This window comes from Dietzia sp. NCCP-2495 (assembly GCF_026011735.1).
Classification (GTDB): Bacteria; Actinomycetota; Actinomycetes; order Mycobacteriales; family Mycobacteriaceae; genus Dietzia.
The window spans coordinates 151321-173959 of sequence record NZ_BRVN01000001.1 but is presented as its reverse complement, the minus strand read 5'-3'; the positions used below and the strand labels follow the sequence as shown (position 1 = coordinate 173959).

Here is a 22639-nt window from a genome sequence, read left to right as displayed (position 1 = left end):
ATGTTGAACCGAAGCGAGGCAATACTCCCGTGACAGCAGCTCGATCTCGGCGCGCGGACGCGAGACCCAAGCCATGGCGGATGCTCGGCATCTTCACCGTGATGCTCTTCATCATCTTCGTGGCGGCGTTCGCGGTCGCTGACCGCGGGCTCACGCCGAAGCTGGGTATCGATCTCCAGGGCGGGACCCGCGTCACGTTGATCCCCAAGGGCCAGCCTGAGGAGGCGGACCTCCAACTGGCGACCGAGATCATCCGCGACCGTGTCAACGGACTCGGCGTCGCGGGCACCACCGTCGTCATCGAGGGCAGCAACATCGTCCTGACCGTTCCCGGCGAGGACTCCAGTCAGGCGCGCGACCTGGGCACCACGTCACAGCTCACCATTCGTCCGGTACTCCAGACCCAGCCGATCAACCCGGGTGATCTCGAGCCGGTTCCCGCCGCCAAGGGCGATGCTGAAGCCGTGGCGAAGGAAGTGGAGGAGGCTCGCGACGCCAGGCAGGGGGATCCCGAGAAGCTGTCCCAGGCACTCGCGGGCTTCCGTTGTCCCGAACGAGATATCCTCGCCGGTTTTGACGATCAGTCCCAGGCGCTCATCGCCTGTGGCGAAGACGCCAAGTATGTGTTGGGTCCGGTTCCGCTACTGGTGGGCGAGCCCGAGGACGGTACGCGCCTGGACGGTCAGCAGATCGTCAAGGACTCTGTCAGTTCCGGGTTCAACCAGCAGGCTGGAAAGAACGAGGTCTCGTTCCGGTTCAACGCCGGCCCCGGGCAGCAGGGCAGCGCCACGTGGTCCCGCCTGACCCAGGAGAACCTCCAGCGTCAGATCGCCATCCTCCTCGACGGCGAGGTGATCAGCGCTCCGGTCGTCCAGGGCGTCACCCCTGTCGGTTCCGCCACCTCCATCACGGGCGACTTCACCATCGAGGAAGCACAGGCCCTCGCCGGAAACCTCCGCTTCGGCGCACTCCCGATCTCATTCGAAGAGCCCAATGTCGACAACGTCCCGGCATCGCTCGGTCTCGCGTCTCTCGAAGCCGGCCTCCTGGCCGGAGCGATTGGTTTTCTTCTGGTGCTGGCGTATTCCGCCGTGTTCTACCGTCTGCTCGGTCTCCTGGCGTTCATCTCTCTGGTCCTGTCGTATGTGCTCACCTACGGAACGCTGGTATTCCTCGGATACACGGTCGACTACAGCCTCGATCTCGCGGGTATCGCCGGTCTGGTCATCGGCATCGGTATGACCGCCGACTCCTACGTCGTCTTCTTCGAGCGCATCAAGGACGAACTGCGGGACGGCCACAGATTCAGATCCGCGGTCCCACGTGCCTGGAAGAGCGCGAGTCGCACGATCGTCACCGGCAACATGGTGAGTCTCATCGGTGCAGTGGTCCTGTACCTGCTCGCGACCGGTGAGGTCCGTGGCTTCGCGTTCACCCTGGGCCTCACTACTCTCACGGACATTCTCGTGGCGTTCACCGTCACCTGGCCATTGGTGTACCTCGCGTCGACCAAGGACTTGTTCTCCAAGACCTGGGCGAACGGTATGGGCCGTATGGCCAACCTCCAGGCAGAGGCGGCCGAACGGCGGCGCATCGAACGCCGTGAGCAGCAGGCTGCCGAACAGTCCCGTGAGCGGGGTGTCACGGCCACCATCACCGGCCCGGGCTCCGGTCCGACGACCTCACCGACGCCAGAGTCGACGAACCGTCCCGCCACTGACGAGGAGGGCCGATGACCTCGCCCACGACCACCGCAGCCGAAAGCGGCGAGAACAGCTCGTCAAACCGCACTGAGAGTCTGTTCAACCGTCTGTACACGGGTACCGGTGCCTTCGAGATCGTCGCGAACCGTCGCAGGTTCTACATGCTGACGATGGCGATCGTCGCCGTGTGCCTCGCGGCGATCCTGCTCCGGGGCTTCAGCTTCGGTATCGATTTCACCGGAGGTACCAAGCTGACGATGCCCGCCGGGGACATCGACAAGGATCGCGTCGCGGCTGTAGTCGAGGAATCGCTCGGTGAAGAGCCCGAAATGGTCCAGATCGTCGGAACGGGCAACGCCCGGATCGTCGAGATCGGGACCAGATTCTTGAACACTGACGAGATCGTGTCGACCAAGAACGCACTGTTCGAGGCGTTTCAACCGGTCACCGCCAGTGGAGAGACCTCCGTCGAGGCGATCGGCGACTCGGCACGCAGCGAGAGTTGGGGCGGACAGGTCACCGAGAAGGCGCTCATCGCGCTGGCCGTGTTCCTCGTGATCGTCTTCGGGTACATCGCCTTCCGGTTCGAATGGCAGATGGCCGCCGCGGCGATCGTCGCGCTGTTCTTCGACATCATCACCACCGCGGGGATCTACGCGATCGCAGGGTTCGAGGTGACTCCGGCGACCGTCATCGGACTCCTCACGATTCTCGGCTTCTCGCTCTACGACACGGTCGTGGTGTTCGACAAGGTCGAGGAGAACACGCGTGGGCTGCGGCACACCGCGAGCCATACCTATGCGGAAGAGGCGAACCTCGGTGTCAACCAGACCCTGATGCGCTCGATCCACACCACGATCATCGGTCTGTTGCCCCTGCTGGCGTTGGTCGTGATCGCCGTGTGGATCCTGGGGGTCGGCACGCTCATGGATCTGGCCATCGTCCAGATGGTCGGGATCGTGACCGGTACTTTCTCGTCGGTGTTCCTCGCCACCCCACTACTCGTATCGCTCAAGGAACGGGATCCCGAGATCCGGCGTCAGTCGGCCAAGGTCCTGGCTCGTCGTGCCAAGCAGGAGGCCCTCGCATGACCGCATCCGACGTCACCACCGTCACCCCGGAGATCACCAACTCGGTTGAACGACTGATGCGACGGGTAGAAGATTTCCCGACCGACGGGGTCCAGTTCTGCGACCTCACGCCTGTGTTGGCGAATGCCGAGGGGTTCGACGCGGTCGTCGACGGTCTCATGGCCGGACACGAGATCGGGACGATCGACTACGTCGCCGGACTCGATGCCAGGGGATTCCTCCTCGCCGGCGCAGTGGCTGTCCGCCTCCACACCGGTGTGCTGGCGATCCGCAAAGCCGGCAAGCTGCCTCCGCCCGTCCACTCCCGGTCGTACGAACTCGAGTACGGCGCCGCGACGCTCGAGCTACCGGCTGACGGCCTGGAGCTCCGCGGTAAGCGCGTGCTCGTCGTCGATGACGTGCTCGCCACCGGAGGCACTCTCGGAGCAGCGGTGGGACTTCTCGATGACTGCGGCGCCGTCGTCGCCGGTCTGTCCGTCATTCTCGAGGTTCCCGGCCTGGGGGGTCGGGATAGACTGTCGGGCACACCGCTGACCTGTTTGACGGTCGCATAGGCATCGGGCGCATGACCACGGCGTCCGGTTACCCAGGGAGGAGTCGGGCATGACGCAACGACCTGATCCCGCCGAACGCGATCCTCAGCACGAGCCGCGTACCCAGCCGATACCGGTGATCCCCGGTACCCGACCGTCCGCCGGCCGGCGTGTCCGGGCCCGGTGGGCACGTCGACTCACCTCCGGCCTCACCGTCACATCGACCCCTGCGGTGCTCGAGCCTCTCGTCCGGGTCCACCGGATGCACCACGCGAAGTCGGACGTCGGTCTGCTGGCTCGCGCCTACGCCCTCGCCGAGCGTAAGCACAGCGGGGTGTTCCGGAAGTCTGGCGACCCGTACATCACACATCCCCTCGCCGTCGCCACGATCTGTGCGGAGATGGGCATGGACACCACGACGCTGGTCGCGGCACTGCTCCACGACACCGTCGAGGACACCGACTATTCGCTCGAGGAGCTGGCTGCGGATTTCGGAGGCGAGGTCGCGCATCTCGTCAACGGGGTCACGAAACTCGACAAGGTCGATTTCGGCGAGGCCGCAGAAGCGGAGACCATCCGCAAGATGATCATCGCGATGGCGCATGACCCGCGTGTACTGGTGATCAAGGTCGGGGACCGCCTCCACAACATGCGGACGATGAGGTTCCTCCCGCCGGAGAAGCAGGCCAAGAAGGCACGCGAGACCCTCGAGGTGATCGCGCCGTTGGCGCATCGACTCGGGATGGCGACCATCAAGTGGGAACTCGAGGATCTGGCCTTCGCGATCCTCGAGCCCAAGAAGTACCAGGAGATCGTCCGGCTCGTCGCGGACCGCGCACCGAGCCGTGACGTCTATCTGGGCACGGTGATCGGGCGGGTCAAGAACGAACTCGAGAAGGCCCACATCCAGGCGACCGTCGAGGGTCGGCCCAAGCACTACTGGTCGATCTATCAGAAAATGATCGTCCGTGGCAGGGAGTTCGACGAGATCCACGACCTGGTCGGACTGCGCGTCCTCTGCGAGGACGTCAGGGACTGCTACGCGGCGATCGGTGTCGTCCACTCGACCTGGAAGCCGATGCCGGGACGCTTCAAGGACTACATCGCCCAGCCGCGGTTCGGCGTCTACCAGTCACTGCACACCACGGTGATCGGACCGGACGGCAAGCCGCTGGAGATCCAGATCCGGACGCACGAGATGCACCGGAACGCCGAGTACGGCATCGCTGCCCACTGGCGGTACAAGGAGACGAAGGGCAAACATCACGGCGACCAGGCAGAGGTCGACGAAATGGCCTGGATGCGTCAACTGCTCAGCTGGCAGCGCGAAGCAGCGGATCCTGGTGAGTTCCTCGACTCGCTGCGATTCGAGATGACGAGCAAGGAGATCTTCGTCTTCACACCGAAGGGCGACGTGATCAACCTGCCCGTCGGGTCGACACCGGTCGACTTCGCCTACGCGGTACACACCGAGGTCGGACACCGTTGTATCGGTGCGCGGGTCAACGGCAAGCTCGTCGCTCTGGAGAGGCCCCTGGAAAACGGCGAGGTAGTGGAGATCTTCACCTCCAAGGACCCCAATGCGGGGCCCAGCCTCGACTGGCAGAAATTCGTGGTCTCCGGACGTGCCAAGAGTTCGATCCGGCAGTGGTTCGCGAAGGAACGCAGGGAAGAGGCGCTCGAGCGGGGCAAGGACCTGATCACCCGCGAGGTCAGGCGCGGTGGGGTGCCCGTGCACCGGGTCTTCTCCAACGAGACCATCGCGGATGTCGCCCGGGAACTGGGCTTCGGTGACGTGACCGCGCTGTACGCGGCGATCGGCGAGAACCACGTGTCCGCCAAGACCGTTGTGGGGCGACTGGTCTCCGCGTTCGGCGGCGTCGACGAGGTCACCGAGGAACTGGCTGACCGGTCCGGCGAGAAGACCATCACCCCCCATCGACCGGCCCCGGCCGGCGCGGGGGTCCTGGTGGGCGGCGTCGAGGACGTGCACGCCAAGCTCGCCAGGTGCTGCACTCCTGTTCCCGGTGACGAGGTCCTGGGGTTCATCACGCGCGGTGGAACCGTCAGCGTGCACCGCACCGACTGCACCAACGCCACGGACCTTCACCGTGAGCCGGAACGCCTGGTCAAGGTCGAATGGGCTCCTCGGCCGGGGTCGGTGTTCCTCGTGGCGATCCAGGTCGAGGCGCTCGACCGGCATCGGCTGCTCTCCGACGTCACCAAGGTGCTCGCCGACGAGAAGGTCAACATCCTGTCCGCGTCAGTGCAGACGGCCGGAGACGACCGGGTTGCCATCTCGAGATTCACCTTCGAGATGGCGGATCCGAAACACCTGGGTCACGTCCTCAACACGGTTCGCCGGGTCGAGGGGGTCTTCGACGTGAGTCGCGTGACCTCCAACTGACCGGCAAGGCGTCGTGAGGACCACGTCGACGAACATACGGGTACGGCCCGCCTTCTCCGGTGAAGGCGGGCCGCTGGCGTCGATGTCGAGGGGTCAGGCCTCGGGCAGGCCCTCCTGGGCTCCGACCGTCACCTTCTCGATTTTCACCGGTTTCGTCGGTTGCTGGTAGTCCGCGTCTTCCGGTTCGTTGCTCTTGATCCCTGCGTCGGCGATCTTGTCCAGCACCTCGAGTCCGGACTCGTCGACCGTCCCCATGACGGAGTACTCGGGCGGGAGCGTGGAGTCCTCGTAGACGAGGAAGAACTGGCTACCCGCGCTGTTCGGCGTCTGGGATTTCGCCATGGCGACCGTGCCTCGGGGGTAGACCGTCATTCCCGAACCGTCCTCCGCCACCGCGAGGTCCGTCGGAGGCTCGTCGACGACCGAGTAGCCGGGTCCCGACAGTCCGGTCGCGGTGGGATCACCACACTGGAGGACTGACAACGATGCGCCCTCCTCGGCGACTGTCAGGCGGTGGCACTCGGTCTCGTCGAAGAACTTCTGCTCGGCGAGTGACACGAAGCTGGCCACGTTGCAGGGCGCGTCGGCGCGATCGAGCGTGAGCGGGATCTCGCCGCTGTTCGTGTCGATGGTGACCGCGGCGGTACCCCGTCGCGGCTGGTCACCGGTGGGCGACTGACCCTCGCGCTTGGTGTCGGCGATCGTGTCGATCCGCTCGTTGTAGCGCTTTGCCTCGGCCATCACCTCGGGGCCGTCCTCCTTGAACTCCTCCGGGTCGACCTTCTCCGGGGTACTGGTGTCCTCCGGGTACTCACAGGTGAGCCAATTGGCCGCGTATTCCTCGGCTCGTGCCTGCTCGGCCTTGTTCCACACCACGATGCCCACGATGCCGAGCAGGACGACGGCCACCACGACGGCGGCCCCGATCTTGAGCTGCTTCTCGCGGCGGGCCTGGGCCTCCATCTGCTCGCGTAGGCGCTGACGGGCCTCGGCTCGGCGTTCCTGGTTGGTGGACATGACCCTCCTGGGTACCTGGACTAGGCTGGAACGGTCGGCTGGAATGATCGCGGATGCCCCTTGGGGACTTCGCCCACGACGCTCCAACCCAGGGTCCTTGTCTACCAGGTTGGGCTGAGAAGGCCGAACACCACTGCCGGTGTCGTGGGTCGTTGAACGGTCCTGGCCGCGCTGATCGCCGTGGGATGTCCAACGTAAGGAGTTGCAGTAGTGCAGATCATGGGTTTCCCCGCAGGGATGTTCCAGACCAATTGCTACATCGTGGCGGATGATTCCGGTGAGTGCGTGATCGTCGACCCCGGCCAGGACGCGGAGCCGCAGGTCCGTCGCCAGGTCTCCGAGGCGGGTCTCAAGCCGAGGGCGGTCCTGTTGACTCACGGGCATCTCGATCACATCTGGAACGCCCAGCAGGTCGCTGATCATTACGGCGTCCCCGCCTACATCCATCCGGACGACCGCGAGATGCTCGCGGATCCCGCCAAGGCGATCTCGATGGACATCTCCGCATTGCTGAAGGACACGACGTTCACCGAACCAGCGGACGTCATCGAGGTGTTCGACGGGGACACACTCACCTTCGGCTCGATGGTCTTCGACGTGGACCACGTCCCGGGGCACAGCCGCGGTTCCGTGTCGTTCCGGATCACCGTGGATACTGAGGAGGGCCCGAGGGAGGTGGTCCTCGGAGGAGACGTCCTGTTCCAGGACGGCGTGGGGCGGACCGATCTCCCGGGTGGCGACACCGAGGTTCTTCTGCAGTCGATCGCCAAGAAGTTCCTGGTGCTCCACGACGACGCGATCGTCCTCCCGGGACACGGCCCGTCCACGACAATCGGTCGGGAGCGCCGGTCGAACCCGTTCCTCCGCGACCTCTGAACCCCACCCAGCATCCCTTCGAGAAGACCGAGGAATCCCGACCCGTGACCGGTAGCCAGAAGAAGTCCACCATCAAGGCACCCAAGGGCGTCCCTGATTACGTTCCGCCGACGTCAGCTGCGTTCGTGGCGGTACGCGACGCGATCACCGCTGCGGCGCGCAACGCCGGTTACGGGCACATAGAGCTTCCGATCTTCGAGGACACCACCCTGTTCGCCCGGGGTGTGGGGGAGTCCACCGACGTCGTCTCGAAGGAGATGTACACCTTCGAGGACCGGGGCGGTCGCAGTGTCACGCTCCGACCGGAAGGAACCGCTGGAGTCATGCGCGCGGTGATCGAGCACGGACTCGATCGGGGACAACTCCCGGTGAAGGCGAGCTACGCGGGGCCGTTCTTCCGGTACGAGCGCCCGCAGGCGGGCCGGTACCGGCAGCTGCAGCAGGTTGGGATCGAGGCGATCGGCGTCGACGACCCCGCACTCGACGCCGAGGTGATCGCGGTCGCGGACCAGGCGTTCCGGTCGCTCGGTCTGACGGGCTTTCGCCTCGAGTTGACCTCGCTCGGCGACGACAGTTGCCGTCCGGAGTACCGACAGCGGCTGCAGGAGTTCCTCAGCGGTCTGGACCTCGACGAGGCGACGCGCGAACGCGCCCGGATCAACCCATTGCGGGTCCTCGATGACAAGCGTCCGGAAGTGCGTGCTCAGCTCGAGAACGCTCCACTGATGCTCGATCATCTCTCCGACGAGAGCGCCGAGCACTTCTCGTCGGTCCGCGCGCACCTCGATGCTCTCGGGGTCGCGTACGAGATCAACCCGCGGATGGTCCGCGGGCTCGACTACTACACCAAGACGACCTTCGAGTTCGTCCACGACGGGCTGGGAGCGCAGTCCGGTATCGGAGGCGGCGGGCGCTATGACGGTCTGATGGCCCAGCTCGGCGGACAGGATCTCTCGGGCATCGGGTTCGGCATCGGCGTCGACCGCACGGTGCTCGCTCTCGAGGCCGAGGGCATCGACCCGACCGTCACCGGCCGGGTCGACGTCTTCGGTGTCGCGCTCGGCTCCGCCGCCAAGGCCGTTCTCGTCCCCCTGCTCGGACAGTTCCGGCGCGACGGCATCCGCGCCGATATGGCATACGGCGACCGTGGCCTCAAGGGTGCGTTCAAGGCCGCAGACCGCTCCGGCACCTCGGTGACGATCGTGATCGGTGAGGACGAGCTCGCGGCCGGGACAGCGGTGGTGAAGAACATGGCGGACGGCGAACAGCATCCGGTTCCGCTGGACTCCGTGGTCGACCACGTCCGAGGCCTGCTGGACGGCTGAAACCTACAGCCGCGCGGAGAACGTGTCGCAGGCCTGGACCGATCCCTCCCGGTACCCGGTGAGGAACCACTGCCTGCGCATCTCGGAGGACCCGTGGGTCCACGAGCTCGGGTCGACCCTGGCCCCTCCCGTGCGTTGGATGTGATCGTCACCGATCGCCTCCGCGGTCTGGATGATCCCGTCCACGTCGCGCTCGGTCAGACTCTCCAACAGGGGGAGTTCGCCGCCCGGTGCCGGGGTGCCCGTCGCGAAATGTGCCCACAGGCCCGCGTAGCAATCAGCCTGGAGTTCGACGCGAACGGCACCGGACGAGGGACCGGCCGGGTCCTGCTGCGAGCGTTGGATGTCGCCGAGCATGGTCTGGAGGTGGTGGCCGAACTCGTGGGCCACCACGTACATCTGGGATGCCCCGTCGCCCGAGCCGCCGAGCTGCTGGACCAGAACATCGTCGAAGAACGACGGATCGAGGTATACCTCGTTGTCCGCCGGGCAGTAGAAGGGGCCGACGGCCGAGGTCGCCGCGCCACACCCTGTGTCGATTCCACCGGTGAAGATGTTGGTGTGCGGTTGGATCCAGTCCACACCCACCTGCTGGGGCAGTTGAGCGGTCCAGACGTCCTCGAGGCTCTCCGTGGTGGCGACGATCCGGCACGTCGTGTCCGCATTGGCCTGCTGCAGGTCGCACTGGTCGATGTGCTGCTGGATCTGCTGGGCCGACTCAGTTGTCGCACCCTGATCGGTGGTGCCGCCCTCGGTCAGTCCCAGTTGTGAGGGGTCCACCCCCAGGAACAGGGCGATGAGAACGATCGCGATGCCACCGACGCCGCCGCCGATCGCGACGCCACGGCGACGACCTCCGCCACCACCGGACACCCCGCTCGTGTCGAGCTGACCGTTCTGCCTGAAAGTCATGGCCGCTGCCCCTTCTGATGCGCCGGCCGCCCGTCCTCCGGGCCGTCACCACCTCGGCGCTGTGTCGATAACCTTATTGCGCTGCGGGCCCCGGGGTGTCCGACACGAGCCGAATCCGGTGGTGGCCGTAGACTGTCCCTCGTCTGAGCCGCTCGGCCGGCCACCGGTGCCCCGGCGGTTCGCCCGCTCCACGACCACACATCGCCATCCAGACGAGAGGAACACCGTAGTGCTGCGCACCCATTCCGCCGGCCAGCTCCGAGCCGCCGATGCAGGAGCCACAGTCACCCTGGCCGGTTGGGTTGCACGTCGCCGTGACCACGGCGGGGTCATCTTCGTCGATCTCCGCGACTCGACCGGCATCTGCCAGGTCGTGTTCCGCTCCGAGGACGTGGCCGAGCGTGCCCACCGGCTCCGCAACGAGTACTGCGTCTCGATCACCGGCGTGGTGGACCGTCGTCCGGAGGGATCGGAGAACCCGAATCTGACCTCCGGCGAGGTCGAGATCGACGTGACGTCGTTCGAGGTCCTCGGTGAGGCCGCGCCGCTCCCGTTCCAGCTCGACGACGAGGTCGGCGAGGAGGCGCGACTGCGGCACCGCTACCTCGACCTGCGGCGTGAGGGCCCCGGTGCGGCACTCCGACTGCGGTCGAAGGTCAATGCCGCCGCCCGGTCGGTCATGGCCCGCCACGACTTCGTGGAGATCGAGACCCCGACCCTGACACGGTCGACCCCCGAGGGCGCCCGCGACTTCCTCGTCCCGGCGCGCCTGCAGCCGGGCACGTTCTATGCACTGCCGCAGTCGCCGCAGCTGTTCAAGCAGCTCCTCATGGTGGCCGGTATGGAGCGCTACTACCAGCTTGCCCGGTGCTACCGCGACGAGGATTTCCGTGCCGACCGCCAGCCGGAGTTCACGCAGCTCGACGTGGAGATGAGCTTCGTCGACCAGGATGACGTGATCGCCCTGGCCGAGGAGATCCTCACCGACGTGTGGGCCGCGGCCGGCATCGAGATCACCACGCCGATCCCGCGCATGACCTACGACGAGGCCATGCGTCGTTACGGCTCCGACAAGCCGGACCTTCGGTTCGACATCGAGCTGGTCGAGTGCACCGAGTTCTTCGCCGACACCCCCTTCCGCGTGTTCAAGGCGCCCTACGTGGGTGCGGTGGTGATGAAGGGCGGTGCGTCGCAGCCACGCCGCCAGCTCGACGCCTGGCAGGAGTGGGCCAAGCAGCGTGGCGCCAAGGGACTGGCGTATATCCTCGTGGGTGAGGACGGCGAACTCGGCGGCCCGGTGGCCAAGAACCTGTCGGACTCCGAACGTGAGGGCATCGCAGCCCACGTCGGCGCCGAGCCGGGGGACTGCATCTTCTTCGGAGCCGGCGCGGTGAAGTCCACCCGCGCGCTCCTCGGCGCGGCCCGTGGTGAGATCGCCGCCAAGCTCGACCTCATCGACCCCACCGCGTGGGCGTTCACCTGGGTTGTGGACGCCCCGATGTTCGAGCCCGCCGACGACGCCACCGCTGCCGGTGACGTGGCCGTGGGTTCCGGCGCCTGGGCCGCGGTGCACCACGCCTTCACCTCGCCCAAGCCCGAGCACCTCGACAGCTTCGACACCGACCCGGGTTCGGCGCTGGCGCACGCCTACGACATCGTGTGCAACGGCAACGAGATCGGTGGCGGTTCCATCCGTATCCACCGCCAGGATATCCAGGAACGGGTGTTCGGCGTCATGGGAATCACTCAGGACGAGGCCCGCGAGAAGTTCGGCTTCCTGCTGGACGCGTTCTCCTACGGTGCCCCGCCGCACGGCGGCATCGCCTTCGGCTGGGACCGGATCTGCGCACTGCTCGCCGGTACCGAGTCGATCCGTGACGTCATCGCGTTCCCCAAGTCCGGTGGCGGCGTGGACCCCCTCACCGACGCACCCGCGGAGATCACCCCGCAGCAGCGCAAGGAGTCCGGTATCGACGCCACGCCGGCGCCCCGTCGGCAGCAGGACGAGGTCGCGACAGCCGACTAGGCCGGCAGCAGCGATCCGCGTCTGATCAGACCGCCCGTCTCCCGACGATCACGTCCCGGAGACGGGCGGTCTCGTCGTCGTCGTCGACCCGGTCTCGTCGCCCACGGCGACGGTCACAAGGCGACACGCCGCCACAGGCCCACGGCGACGCGCCGCTACAGGTCGAACGCCTCGACAACCGGGGACCCGTCCATGTCCCCGTGATCAAGGCCGAACAGACGCGCAACGGTGGGGGCCACATCACGCGTGGTGACCGGACGATCGACCACCTGACCGTGGCGCACGATCCGATGGCCGCCGGAGACGAAGAACGGGATGGGCAACGTCGCCTCGTGACCGTGATTACCGGGAATCGGGTTGGAGAGCGGGGTGGGATCGGAGAACCGCCACCCCGGGTGACAGGTCGCGACGAGGTCCCCGGCGCGCTCGCCGAGACGGAGCTCGGCCGGGTCGTAGAGGGAGTTGACTCCGGGCAGCCCGGCCAAGACGGTGCGAAGCCGGTCGAGGGCCGCTCCACGCTCTGCCGGCGCCCCCAGATAGGTGAAAGTGTCCGCCCCGCCGTTCTGCGCGATCCCGAACCGGCCACGCAGTGCCGGGTCGGCGTCGATGGCCGCCCCCGCGTTGATGAAGTTCTCCGGAACCGACCAGTCCATCGAATGGTCGGCCAGCACGATGAGGACCGACCGTTCCCACCGCCCGGTCTCACGCAGGAACCGTTCGAACTGGAAGAGCTTGTGGTCGGAGTTCCACACCGCCTGGTTGCGCGCGACCCGCAGTGAGTAGCCGCTGAGATCCATGTGTCCGAACCGGTCCATGTCACCGAGGTTGACGAAGGTGAACCGGGGACTGTGGTCGATCACCGTCCGTTTGAGAGCCTCGACGGTGAACTCGTCGAGTGAATGATCCGTGACGGGCACAAGGGGGAACGGCGCCCACTGGACCGACGCTCGTCCGGAGAAGATCCCGTGGAGGTAGTCCTTGCTCAGGACGCTGGCCGTGGTGACGCCGGCCTCGACCCGGACTCGTTCGAGCACCGTGGGGTAGGTGATGTCGTCCGCACGGTCGAGGGTGCGCTCATCGCCGGCCGCGCGGTCCCAGATCGAGTTGGAGGGAACGCCGTTCCGGTCGGGGTAGACCCCGGTCATCATCGCGGTGTGGTTGGGGAGGGTCTCGGCGATCATGTGCGCCCGCGCCGAGGTGTATCGGGTGCCGTGATCGGCCCAACGGGACAGGGTGGGCGCCTGAGCCGCGTTGAGCTCGGACGGGATCATGCCGTCGGTGACGATCACGTAGACGTCCACGTCGTCGGCGACGGGCTGCGTGGGGCGGGCCCATGCCGCGGCAGGGGTTCCCAGGACCGTGGCACCGACCGCGGCGAGGACCCCGGCGCCCCCTGCGGCCAGGACGGTCCGACGCGAGAGGGCGGGGGAGTCGGGAGTGGGGCGGTGACGGTCGAGCTGGCACATGGAGCTGGGGGCTTTCCGATCACTGGTGAGCAGGGGGTCACCGGTCCGTTGATCCAGTCAATCGCATCGATGCCGGTGGGGAGAAGGGTTCCGGCGGAAAGTTGGACTGACGTTCACCTCTACGGGGCCTGTGCGATGGCGGCAGCCGGGCGGTGTCGGACCGTCGCGGTAGCCTGACGGGGTGACTGACGAGGCCGGACTCTTCGCCACGCCGGGGACGCCGGGAGCGGAACCGGCGGGATACGTCCCGTCACGGGGCGGCTCCCTCGACCATGACCCCTCGGCTCCACTCGCGGTCCGGATGCGCCCACGGAACCTCGACGAGGTGCTGGGCCAGGACCACCTCCTCCGCGAGAACTCACCGCTGCGCAGGCTGGTCGAGGGCAGGGGCGGCTCCTCGGTGATCCTCTACGGACCCCCGGGCACGGGTAAAACCACCCTCGCGAACCTCGTGGCGAGCTCCTCCGGGCGACACTTCGTGGCCCTGTCGGCGCTCAACGCCGGTGTGAAGGACGTCCGGGCGGTGATCGACGACGCGCGCACCCGCCAGATCCACGGTCAGCGCACCGTCCTGTTCATCGACGAGGTGCACCGTTTCTCCAAAAGCCAGCAGGACGCACTGCTGGCCGCGGTCGAGAACGGGATCGTTCTCCTGGTGGCCGCCACGACCGAGAACCCGCACTTCTCGGTGATCTCGCCGCTTCTCAGCCGCTCCCTCATCGCGGAGCTGAAGGGGCTGGACGAGGAGGGGATCGGCGATGTGGTGCGTCGCGCGGTGTCCGACGAGCGGGGGCTCGGGGGCTCTGTCGAGGTCACCGACGAGGCGGTGGCGGACATCGTCCGACTCGCCGGCGGTGACGCGCGGCGCAGTCTGACGATACTCGAGGCCGCGGCCGGGGCGGCCGACGCGGGCGGGACGGTGACCCCGGAGGTCGTCGAGCTCAGTCTTGATTCCGCGCCCGTGCGGTACGACCGAGACGGGGACCAGCACTACGACGTGACGAGCGCGTTCATCAAGTCGATCCGAGGATCCGACGCGGACGCGGCGCTGCACTACCTCGCCAGGATGCTCGTGGCGGGGGAGGACCCGCGCTTCATCGCGCGACGGTTGATGATCCACGCGAGCGAGGACATCGGCATGGCCGATCCCACGGCGCTGCAGTCGGCGACAGCGGCGGCAGAGGTGGTGCAGAAGGTCGGACTGCCGGAATGCCGACTCGCCCTGGCCCAGGCCACCATCCACCTCGCCACCGCGCCCAAATCGAACGCGGTGATCGCCGCCATCGACTCCGCTATGGCGGACGTCCGGGCGGGTGGGGTCGGCGAGGTCCCCAAGCACCTGCGAGACGGGCACTACGCCGGCGCCAAGGGACTCGGGAACGGTGTCGGCTACCGGTACCCCCACGATGCGGCGCCGGGGGTGGTTCGGCAGCAGTACCCGCCCGACGATCTCGTGGGTCGCGAGTACTACACACCCGGTGTGCACGGGCACGAACGGGAACTCGCGGCGCGCGTGAACAAGCTGAGGAAAATCATCAGACAGTGATCTGTCGCCCCCTTCGTGGTATCACTGCAGTTGAGGGCCTTGAATTGTCGGGGAATCCCTGTCAACTTGCTGAAAACTGTGTGACGCTGGAGGGCAGGTGTCTGACCGGGCACTGCGTAACCACACTCTCCCGGAGGAATCATGGGCGGTTTTCTGACCTATCTCGTCTCGACGGCAGTCGGGTTCGCCACCTCGATCGGTGTCTGGGGCACCGCGGCCCACAGCATGGGCCTGCTCCCGCCCGAGGCGTTCATCACTGCCCAGAACTTCGGCATCACCCTGCCCCCGATGCCGCGCTGACACCCTGCTGTCACCGGCTGAGGGGCCGGGCGCGTCTCCGGCCAGTCGGATACGCGCCCGGCCCTTTGTGCGTGCAGCTGTTCTCCGCACCGGATGTTCTCCACACCGGATGTTCTCCACACTTGCCGGTCGGGGCGCCCCGGCTGATCAGGCTCCCGCGAGGGCGGGCGGGCCCCGGCGGTAGTCTGGTGGGCCGGACATCCCCTTCAGTAGACCCAGCGAGGCTTGCCAGTGCAGACCCATGAGATCCGTCGCCGTTTTCTCGACCACTTCGTCAAGGCCGGACACACCGAGGTCCCCAGTGCGTCGCTGGTGCTCGACGATCCCAACCTGCTGTTCGTGAACGCGGGCATGGTGCCGTTCAAGCCGTACTTCCTCGGTCAGGAATCCCCCGAGTACGCCACCGCCACCTCCATACAGAAGTGTGTCCGCACCCTCGACATCGAGGAGGTGGGCATCACGACCCGCCACAACACCTTCTTCCAGATGGCCGGCAACTTCTCGTTCGGTGACTACTTCAAGGAGGGGGCGATCCGCCACGCGTGGTCGCTGCTCACCTCGTCCGTAGACGCCGGAGGGTTCGGGATCGACCCGGCGCTGCTGTGGGTCACCGTGTATCTCGACGACGACGAGGCCTTCGGTATCTGGCGAGACGTGATCGGTGTCCCGGAAGAGCGAATCCAGCGTCGTGGCATGGCCGACAACTACTGGTCCATGGGTATTCCCGGACCGTGTGGGCCCTGTTCGGAGATCTTCTACGACCGTGGGCCGGAGTACGGGGTGGAGGGCGGACCCGAAGCGGACGAGGACCGCTACATCGAGATCTGGAACCTCGTGTTCATGCAGAACGAGCGCGGCGAGGGCACCGGTAAGGACAACTTCGAGATCCTCGGGCCGCTCCCGAAACAGAACATCGACACCGGTATGGGCGTGGAGCGTGTCGCGTTCCTTCTGCAGGGGGTCGAGAACGTCTACGAGACGGATCTGCTGCGTCCGGTCATCGACACCGCCGAGCGGCTGTCCGGTGCGAAGTACGGCGCGGACAGTGCCGCTGATGTGCGTTTCCGTGTGATCGCAGACCACGCCCGGACCGCGTACATGCTCATCTCGGACGGCGTGACCCCCGGCAACGAGGGCCGTGGGTACATTCTCCGACGTCTGCTCCGCCGCATCGTGCGGTCCGTCCGGCTACTCGGTGCCTCGCAGGAGACGATGGCACAGTTCATGGCCACCGTGCGTGACGCGATCGGGCCGTCGTTCCCCGAGACCGTTGCCGGTTACGAGCGGATCGAGCGCATCGCGGTGGCCGAGGAGACCGCATTCCTCAAGACCCTCGAGTCCGGCACCCAGCTGTTCGAGCGGGCTGCCGAGGACGCCCGCGGATCCGGGGCGGCGGTGCTCTCGGGCAGCCAGGCGTTCGCGCTGCACGACACCCACGGTTTCCCGATCGATCTCACCCTGGAGATGGCTTCCGAGGCCGGCCTGCAGGTGGACGAGGAGGGCTTCCGCTCGCTCATGGCAGAACAGCGCGCGCGGGCCAAGGCGGACTCGCAGGCCAAGAAGCACGCTCACGCCGACCTGTCGGTGTACCGGGATTTCCTGGACGCGGGGGAGACCGTGTTCACCGGGTTCACGGACCTCACCGACGAGGGCACCCTGCTGGGCATCATCTCCGGGGGCGCGTCTGTCCCCGTGGCCACCGAGGGCGACGAGGTCGAGTTCCTCCTCGACCGCACGCCGTTCTACGCCGAGTCAGGTGGGCAGATCGGCGACCGGGGTCTCATCTCGACCGCCGGGTTCCAGATGCGGGTCGACGACGTGCAGAAGATCGGCAAGAAGCTGTGGGTCCACAAGGGCGTGGTGACCGGTGGTCAGGCCGAGGCCGGCCAGCTCGTGACCGCAGCCGTGGACCGTGACTGGCGCAAGGGTGCGACGCAGGGACACTCGGCGACGCACCTCGTTCACGCCGCACTGCGTCAGATCCTCGGCCCGGAGGCGGTCCAGGCCGGATCGCTGAACAAGCCCGGCTACATGCGCTTCGACTTCAACTGGACCGGGGCGATCCCCGGGGACGTCCTCGCCCAGATCGAGGAGGTCACCAACGCAGCGGTCGACGCCGACTACACCGTCAACACGGTGGAGACGTCGCTGGACGAGGCCAAGCGCATGGGGGCCATGGCGCTGTTCGGCGAGAACTACGGTTCAACCGTCCGCGTCGTGGAGATCGGCGGTCCCTTTTCCATGGAGCTCTGCGGTGGCACCCACGTCGCCACGTCGGCGCAGATCGGTCCCGTGAGCCTGCTCGGCGAGTCGTCGGTGGGTTCCGGCATCCGCCGCGTCGAGGCGTACGTCGGAATGGACGCCTACCGTCACCAGGCCAAGGAGCGGGCCCTCGTCTCCGGGCTCGCCGCCTCGCTCAAGGCGCCGACCGACGAACTGCCGGACCGTATCGCGGCGCTCACCGCGAAGCTCCGTGAGACCGAGAAGTCCCTCGAGTCGATGCGCGCAGCACAACTCGCCTCCCAGGCCGCGACGCTCGTCGCCGAGTCCGAGGATCTCGGGGGCATCCGGTTCCTCGCACACAACGCCCCCGGCGCAGCCGCCGGTGACCTGCGTACCCTCGCCTCGGATCTCAAGGGCAGGCTCGGCTCCGATGCCGGGGTCGTGCTGCTCACCGCTCCGGGGGCGGACAAGGTCCCGTTCGTCATCGCGGTGAGTTCCGCGGCCCAGGACCGCGGCCTCAAGGCCGGAGATCTCGTCAAGTCGATCGCCCCGGCTCTCGGGGCGCGCGGTGGCGGAAAGCCCGACATGGCGCAGGGCGCGGGTTCGGATCCGACCGGGATCGACACTGCCGTATCCGCGCTCCGTGAGGCCGTGCGGGACGCCCTGTGACGCCGGGCTCGGGCATCGACGGCAGCAGCGACGCCGTCGGTTCCGCCCCGTCCGAGGGGTCTCCTCCCGGCTGGACTAGGGGACGACGACTGGGGCTGGACGTGGGCACCGCCCGTATCGGTGTCGCCTCCTGCGATCCCGATGGGATTCTCGCAACACCTGTAGAGACGATCCGCGTGGCCGACGGCGCACCCTCCTGGACCGCCGAGCTGCGTCGGGTCCTCGAGCTCGTCGAGGAATACGACGCGGTCGCGGTGATCGTGGGACTTCCCCGATCTCTCAAGGGCCGCGAGACCGCGTCGACCGGCATGGCCCGCTCGTTCGTCGAGTCACTGAACGCCACGTCGCCCGACCTCCCGGTCGAGTTCGTCGACGAGCGTCTGACCACCGTCACCGCCGGTGCGGCGCTCCACGGTGCAGGCCGTAACACCCGCAAACAACGGGATGTGATCGACCAAGCGGCCGCCGTTGTCCTGCTGCAGGCCTGGATGGAGTCGCGGCACGCCCGCCGATGACCGACTGAAGGCGGTGAGTGCTGGATAAACTCGCCGCCGAGCACGATGCTGCCCCTTGGGCGGTTCCCTGTATCCCCGACCGAGGAGCGCGATGTCTGCGGCACGAGGACGACCACGCACCGGAGGCACCACACGCTTCCTACTACTTGCTGCCGTGATCGGGGTCATTCTGGCCTTCGGTTTCATGCTGTTCCGCAATCTCAACGCGGAGATCGCTCCGGCTCCCGACTTCGAGGGACAGGGAACCGGGAACGCACTGCTGCACGTGGAACAGGGAGACACGCTCGGCCAGGTCGGTGACCGCCTCTACGACGTGGGGGCCATCGCCAGCACCCGGGCATTCGTCAGTGCGGCGTCGGGGACCTCGGTCGAAGGAATCCAACCCGGCTTCTACCAGGTGCAGGAGGAGATGAGCGCCGACTCGGCCGTGAAAGCGCTCTCCGATCCGCAGAACCGGGTCGGCTTCCTCGAGATCAAACCGGGCGGGCGACTCCTGGACACCGTCGTGGTGGGTGGATCCACGGAGAAGGGCATCTTCACGCTCATCGCCGAGGCCACCTGCCTGCGGGACCTCGACGCTCCGGAGAACCCGGCCACCTGCCGGCAACCACAGGAGATCGTCGACGCCGCTGTCCAGACCGACCCGGCGGCTCTGGGCGTCCCGTCATGGGCGATCAATGAGGTGCAGGCCGCACCCGATCCGGTCCGCCGACTCGAGGGTCTGATCTCTCCCGGTGTTCACAACATCGACCCCAGGACCGAGCCCGTGGAGATTCTGCGCGAACTCGTCTCGTCGTCGGCGGCCTCGTACGACTCCACCGGACTGGTCGCCTCGGCCGAGCAGATCGGCCTGTCGCCGTATCAGGTGGTCACCTCCGCGTCGCTGGTCGAGAAGGAGGGCACCTCTGAGGACTTCGACAAGGTGGCGAGGGTGATCCTCAACCGTCTCGCCGAACCGATGCGCCTACAGTTCGACTCCACCGTCAACTACACCCTCGCCGATCAGGAGATCGCGACGACCGACGCGGCACGCGCGGACACCAACCCCTGGAACACCTATGCTATGGACGGACTGCCGTACGGTCCGATCGGTTCACCGGGACTCGACGCACTGCGCGCGATGGAGAACCCGGCACCGGGAGCCTGGTTGTACTTCGTCACCGTCGACATGCAGGGAACGACCCGCTTCGCGGACGAGTACCCGGAACACGAACGCAATCAGAGTGAGGCCATCGCGAACGGGGTGCTGGCCAGTGGGCGCTGAGGCCCCAACTCACGCCCGACCATCCTCGGGCGGTCCGTGCTCGGCGGCGGTCCTCGGCCATCCTGTCGACCATTCCCTGTCTCCAGTGCTCCACGGCGCCGCCTACACGGCCCTCGGGCTCGTGGGGTGGACCTACGAGCGGATCGACTGTGACGGAGAACGGCTACCGTTCCTGGTCGACGCTTCCCCCGAGCATCGGATCGGCTATTCGGTCACGATGCCCGGTAAGTTCGCAGCTCTCGAGCACGCCGCGGAGGTCTCGGAACGCGCCCGCATCGTCGGAAGTGCCAACACTCTCGTCCGACGCGGCGAGGGCTGGTTCGCCGACTGCACAGATATCGACGGCGTGGTCGGTGCTCTCGCCGCGTTCGGAGACCTACCGCCATCGCCGTCAGCCGTCATCCTGGGGGTGGGCGGTACCTCAAGGCCCGTACTGGCCGGATTGGCGCACCTGGGTTCGACGCGGGTGGTTCTCGCTTCACGCCGGGACAATGCGGGCCCGGCGATCGCCTGCGGAGAGCAGTTCGGACTCCGGGTCGCGAGCTACCTTCTCGACGACTCCCGACTCCTCGACGAGATCGAGAGCGCCGACGTGCTGATCAACACAGTTCCCGAGCCGGGCGTGGGCGACCTCGTTCATCTGGTGAGGCGTGCGAGACGCCTGTTCGACGTCCTGTACGACCCGTGGCCGACCACGGCCGGTTCGGTCGCCGCAGCTGAGGGGACACCCGTGGTCGGCGGCGACGTGATGCTGCTCAACCAGGCATTCGGTCAGGTGGAACTCTTCACAGGTCTGCCTGCGCCGAAGTCCGCGATGGCCACCGCGCTCTCGGAGGCTCTCGGCCGCTGAGGTGGGTCCGACGGGCCTGATGTGCCACGGTCCGCGCCGACGTGGGATGATCGGGCACGTGCTGAAGTGGACCACCGCCGGAGAATCCCATGGCCAGGCCCTCGTGGCGATCATCGAGGGCGTCATCGCCGACATCGAGGTGACGAGTGACGAGATCGCCTCGCAGCTCGCCCGTCGTCGTCTCGGGTACGGCCGTGGCGCCAGGATGAAGTTCGAGGCAGATGCGGTGCGTGTGCTCGGAGGCGTGCGTCACGGAAGGACCATGGGGTCGCCGATCGCGATCGAGGTCGGCAACACCGAGTGGCCGAAGTGGGAGCAGATCATGTCTGCCGACCCGGTCGATCCCGACTCGATCGACGACAAGGCCAGGGCTGCTCTGCTGACGCGCCCGCGGCCCGGTCACGCCGACTTCTCCGGAATGCTCAAGTACGGCTTCGACGACGCTCGGATGATCCTCGAGCGGGCGAGCGCCCGTGAGACCGCCGCCCGCGTCGCTGCCGGGACCGTCGCCCGCGCGGTCCTGCGGGATGTTCTCGGTGTCGAGGTGTTGTCACACGTGATCTCGATCGGGGCGTCCGAGCCCTACGTGGGGCCCGAGCCCACATTCGACGACCTCGAGGCGATCGACGCGAGCCCCGTTCGCGCTTTCGACGAGGCCGCGGGACAGTCCATGATCGCGGAGATCGAATCCGCAAAGAAGGCCGGCGATACCCTCGGTGGTGTCGTGGAGGTCGTCGTCCACGGGCTCCCGATCGGACTCGGCTCTCACGTGTCGGGCGACGAGCGACTCGACGCACAGCTCGCCGCAGCGCTGATGGGCATCCAGGCGATCAAGGGCGTCGAGGTGGGCGACGGCTTCGAGACGGCTCGTCGGCGGGGGAGTGTCGCCCACGACGAGATGGATCGTGGTGCGGACGGGGTCGATCGTCGCTCCAACCGTGCCGGCGGCCTCGAGGGCGGCATGACCAACGGCCAGCCTCTCCGCGTGCGCGCGGCGATGAAGCCGATCTCCACCGTTCCTCGCGCCCTGAGCACCGTCGATATGGCCGACGGCTCCGCTGCCACGGCGATCCACCAGCGATCCGATGTCTGCGCCGTCCCGGCAGCGGGCGTCGTGGCCGAGTCGATGGTCGCGCTCGTGCTGGCCCGTGCCGCACTCGAGAAGTTCGGTGGCGACTCACTGGCGGAGACCCGACGCAACGTCGAGGGATACCGCGCCGCGGTCGCCGCGCGACTGGACTGGCCGACGGAATCCGCATGAGCGACCCGGCCCGACCGGTCGCCGTCCTCGTAGGGCCGCCCGGCGCCGGAAAGACCACCATCGGGCGCAAGCTCGCCAGGAGACTAGAGGTACCGTTCCTCGACGCCGACCACCTGATCGTGGACGTCGACGGTCGTTCGATCCCGGAGATCTTCGAGGCCGACGGCGAAGCGGGATTCCGTCGTATCGAGGAGCGCGTCATCGGGGAGACCCTCGGGTCGTTCGACGGAGTCCTGTCTCTCGGAGGGGGAGCGGTTCTGTCTCCGGTCACGCGCGAGCGGCTGCGTGGGATGCGGGTGGTCCACCTGACGATCGGTGTGGCCGAGGGCGTCAAGAGGTCACGGGGCTTGGGGCGCCCGCTGCTCGCCGGAGGCGATGCGACAGCCCGCTATCAGGCGCTGCTGACCGAACGTGCGCCGCTCTACCGCGAGGTCGCCTGGACCACTGTCAGCACGGAACGTCGGAGTTCCGGCAAGGTGGTGTCGGAGATCGTCGACAGAATCGAGTCGGGCGACCCCCACCTGAGAGGCGCCGACGGACGTTCATGAGCGGACGCACCAGCCGACCCCCACACGGGTCGTCGGCGTCCGACTCCGGCGGGGAGCAGGACCGTCCACAAGAACACATGGGACACCCAGCCCGAGAAGGGCGACCA

The 22639-nt window shown here is 67.1% G+C and carries 18 protein-coding genes; 15 read left to right on the top strand and 3 right to left on the bottom strand.

Annotation, left to right across the window (positions count from 1 at the left end):
* Positions 1-80 precede the first annotated feature (80 nt).
* Genes secD through OPF83_RS00780 form a run of 4 tightly spaced genes read left to right on the top strand, consistent with a single transcriptional unit; the run spans position 81 to position 5734 of the window.
* Positions 81-1736 carry a protein translocase subunit SecD gene (gene secD / locus OPF83_RS00795; RefSeq protein WP_264885310.1) on the top strand — a complete coding sequence of 552 codons (1656 nt, stop codon included), beginning with the start codon at positions 81-83 and terminating at the stop codon, positions 1734-1736.
* Positions 1733-2794, top strand: coding sequence for a protein translocase subunit SecF (secF, locus tag OPF83_RS00790; RefSeq protein ID WP_264885309.1), 1062 nt, complete (start codon positions 1733-1735; stop codon positions 2792-2794). Before secD ends, secF begins: the two co-directional genes overlap by 4 nt.
* Positions 2791-3348 carry an adenine phosphoribosyltransferase gene (locus OPF83_RS00785; RefSeq protein WP_264885308.1) on the top strand — a complete coding sequence of 186 codons (558 nt, stop codon included), beginning with the start codon at positions 2791-2793 and terminating at the stop codon, positions 3346-3348. Before secF ends, OPF83_RS00785 begins: the two co-directional genes overlap by 4 nt.
* A 49-nt stretch (positions 3349-3397) precedes the next feature.
* On the top strand, positions 3398-5734 hold the full coding sequence (locus tag OPF83_RS00780) for a bifunctional (p)ppGpp synthetase/guanosine-3',5'-bis(diphosphate) 3'-pyrophosphohydrolase (protein WP_264885307.1): 2337 nt from the start codon (positions 3398-3400) through the stop codon (positions 5732-5734).
* Positions 5735-5827: 93 nt separating this feature from the next.
* Here OPF83_RS00780 and OPF83_RS00775 read toward each other — a convergent pair whose 3' ends face one another.
* A complete protein-coding gene (locus tag OPF83_RS00775; RefSeq protein ID WP_264885306.1) occupies positions 5828-6751 on the bottom strand; it encodes a peptidylprolyl isomerase in 924 nt (307 codons plus the stop codon).
* Between the two features lie 210 nt (positions 6752-6961).
* On the opposite strand from OPF83_RS00775, the gene OPF83_RS00770 reads away from it, so the two are divergent.
* The gene (locus OPF83_RS00770; RefSeq protein ID WP_264885305.1) at positions 6962-7627 is read left to right on the top strand and encodes an MBL fold metallo-hydrolase; all 666 of its coding nucleotides are present in this window, start codon (positions 6962-6964) and stop codon (positions 7625-7627) included.
* A 44-nt stretch (positions 7628-7671) separates the two neighbouring features.
* The gene (hisS, locus tag OPF83_RS00765; protein WP_264885304.1) at positions 7672-8952 is read left to right on the top strand and encodes a histidine--tRNA ligase; all 1281 of its coding nucleotides are present in this window, start codon (positions 7672-7674) and stop codon (positions 8950-8952) included.
* A 3-nt stretch (positions 8953-8955) separates the two neighbouring features.
* Here hisS and OPF83_RS00760 read toward each other — a convergent pair whose 3' ends face one another.
* Positions 8956-9864, bottom strand: a complete 909-nt coding sequence (locus OPF83_RS00760; protein ID WP_264885303.1) for a neutral zinc metallopeptidase — start codon at positions 9862-9864, stop codon at positions 8956-8958.
* A 229-nt stretch (positions 9865-10093) separates the two neighbouring features.
* Between OPF83_RS00760 and aspS the strand changes: the two genes are divergently transcribed.
* On the top strand, positions 10094-11890 hold the full coding sequence (gene aspS / locus OPF83_RS00755; protein ID WP_264885302.1) for an aspartate--tRNA ligase: 1797 nt from the start codon (positions 10094-10096) through the stop codon (positions 11888-11890).
* Positions 11891-12045: 155 nt separating this feature from the next.
* On the opposite strand, the gene OPF83_RS00750 is transcribed toward aspS, so the two are convergent.
* Positions 12046-13356 (bottom strand): alkaline phosphatase family protein, encoded by a 1311-nt coding sequence (locus tag OPF83_RS00750; protein WP_264885301.1) that lies wholly within the window; start codon positions 13354-13356, stop codon positions 12046-12048.
* A gap of 181 nt (positions 13357-13537) precedes the next feature.
* Between OPF83_RS00750 and OPF83_RS00745 the strand changes: the two genes are divergently transcribed.
* The 8 genes from OPF83_RS00745 to OPF83_RS00710 all read left to right on the top strand — a co-directional run bounded on the left by OPF83_RS00745 (position 13538) and on the right by OPF83_RS00710 (position 22532).
* Complete coding sequence (locus tag OPF83_RS00745; protein ID WP_264885300.1) at positions 13538-14902, top strand: replication-associated recombination protein A; 1365 nt, start codon at positions 13538-13540, stop codon at positions 14900-14902.
* 141 nt (positions 14903-15043) lie between these two features.
* On the top strand, positions 15044-15202 hold the full coding sequence (locus OPF83_RS00740; protein WP_264885299.1) for a hypothetical protein: 159 nt from the start codon (positions 15044-15046) through the stop codon (positions 15200-15202).
* 231 nt (positions 15203-15433) lie between these two features.
* On the top strand, positions 15434-18094 hold the full coding sequence (alaS, locus tag OPF83_RS00735) for an alanine--tRNA ligase (RefSeq protein ID WP_264885298.1): 2661 nt from the start codon (positions 15434-15436) through the stop codon (positions 18092-18094).
* An 89-nt stretch (positions 18095-18183) separates the two neighbouring features.
* Positions 18184-18609 carry a Holliday junction resolvase RuvX gene (gene ruvX, locus OPF83_RS00730; RefSeq protein WP_375546190.1) on the top strand — a complete coding sequence of 142 codons (426 nt, stop codon included), beginning with the start codon at positions 18184-18186 and terminating at the stop codon, positions 18607-18609.
* A gap of 154 nt (positions 18610-18763) precedes the next feature.
* Positions 18764-19873, top strand: coding sequence for an endolytic transglycosylase MltG (gene mltG, locus OPF83_RS00725; RefSeq protein ID WP_264885296.1), 1110 nt, complete (start codon positions 18764-18766; stop codon positions 19871-19873).
* Positions 19863-20723: a shikimate dehydrogenase gene (locus OPF83_RS00720; protein ID WP_264885295.1), complete on the top strand. Its 861-nt coding sequence runs from the start codon at positions 19863-19865 to the stop codon at positions 20721-20723. The genes mltG and OPF83_RS00720 overlap by 11 nt, the downstream gene beginning before the upstream one ends.
* 58 nt (positions 20724-20781) lie before the next feature.
* Positions 20782-21984: a chorismate synthase gene (gene aroC, locus OPF83_RS00715; protein ID WP_309297733.1), complete on the top strand. Its 1203-nt coding sequence runs from the start codon at positions 20782-20784 to the stop codon at positions 21982-21984.
* Positions 21981-22532, top strand: coding sequence for a shikimate kinase (locus OPF83_RS00710; protein WP_264885293.1), 552 nt, complete (start codon positions 21981-21983; stop codon positions 22530-22532). Before aroC ends, OPF83_RS00710 begins: the two co-directional genes overlap by 4 nt.
* Positions 22533-22639: the final 107 nt, after the last annotated feature.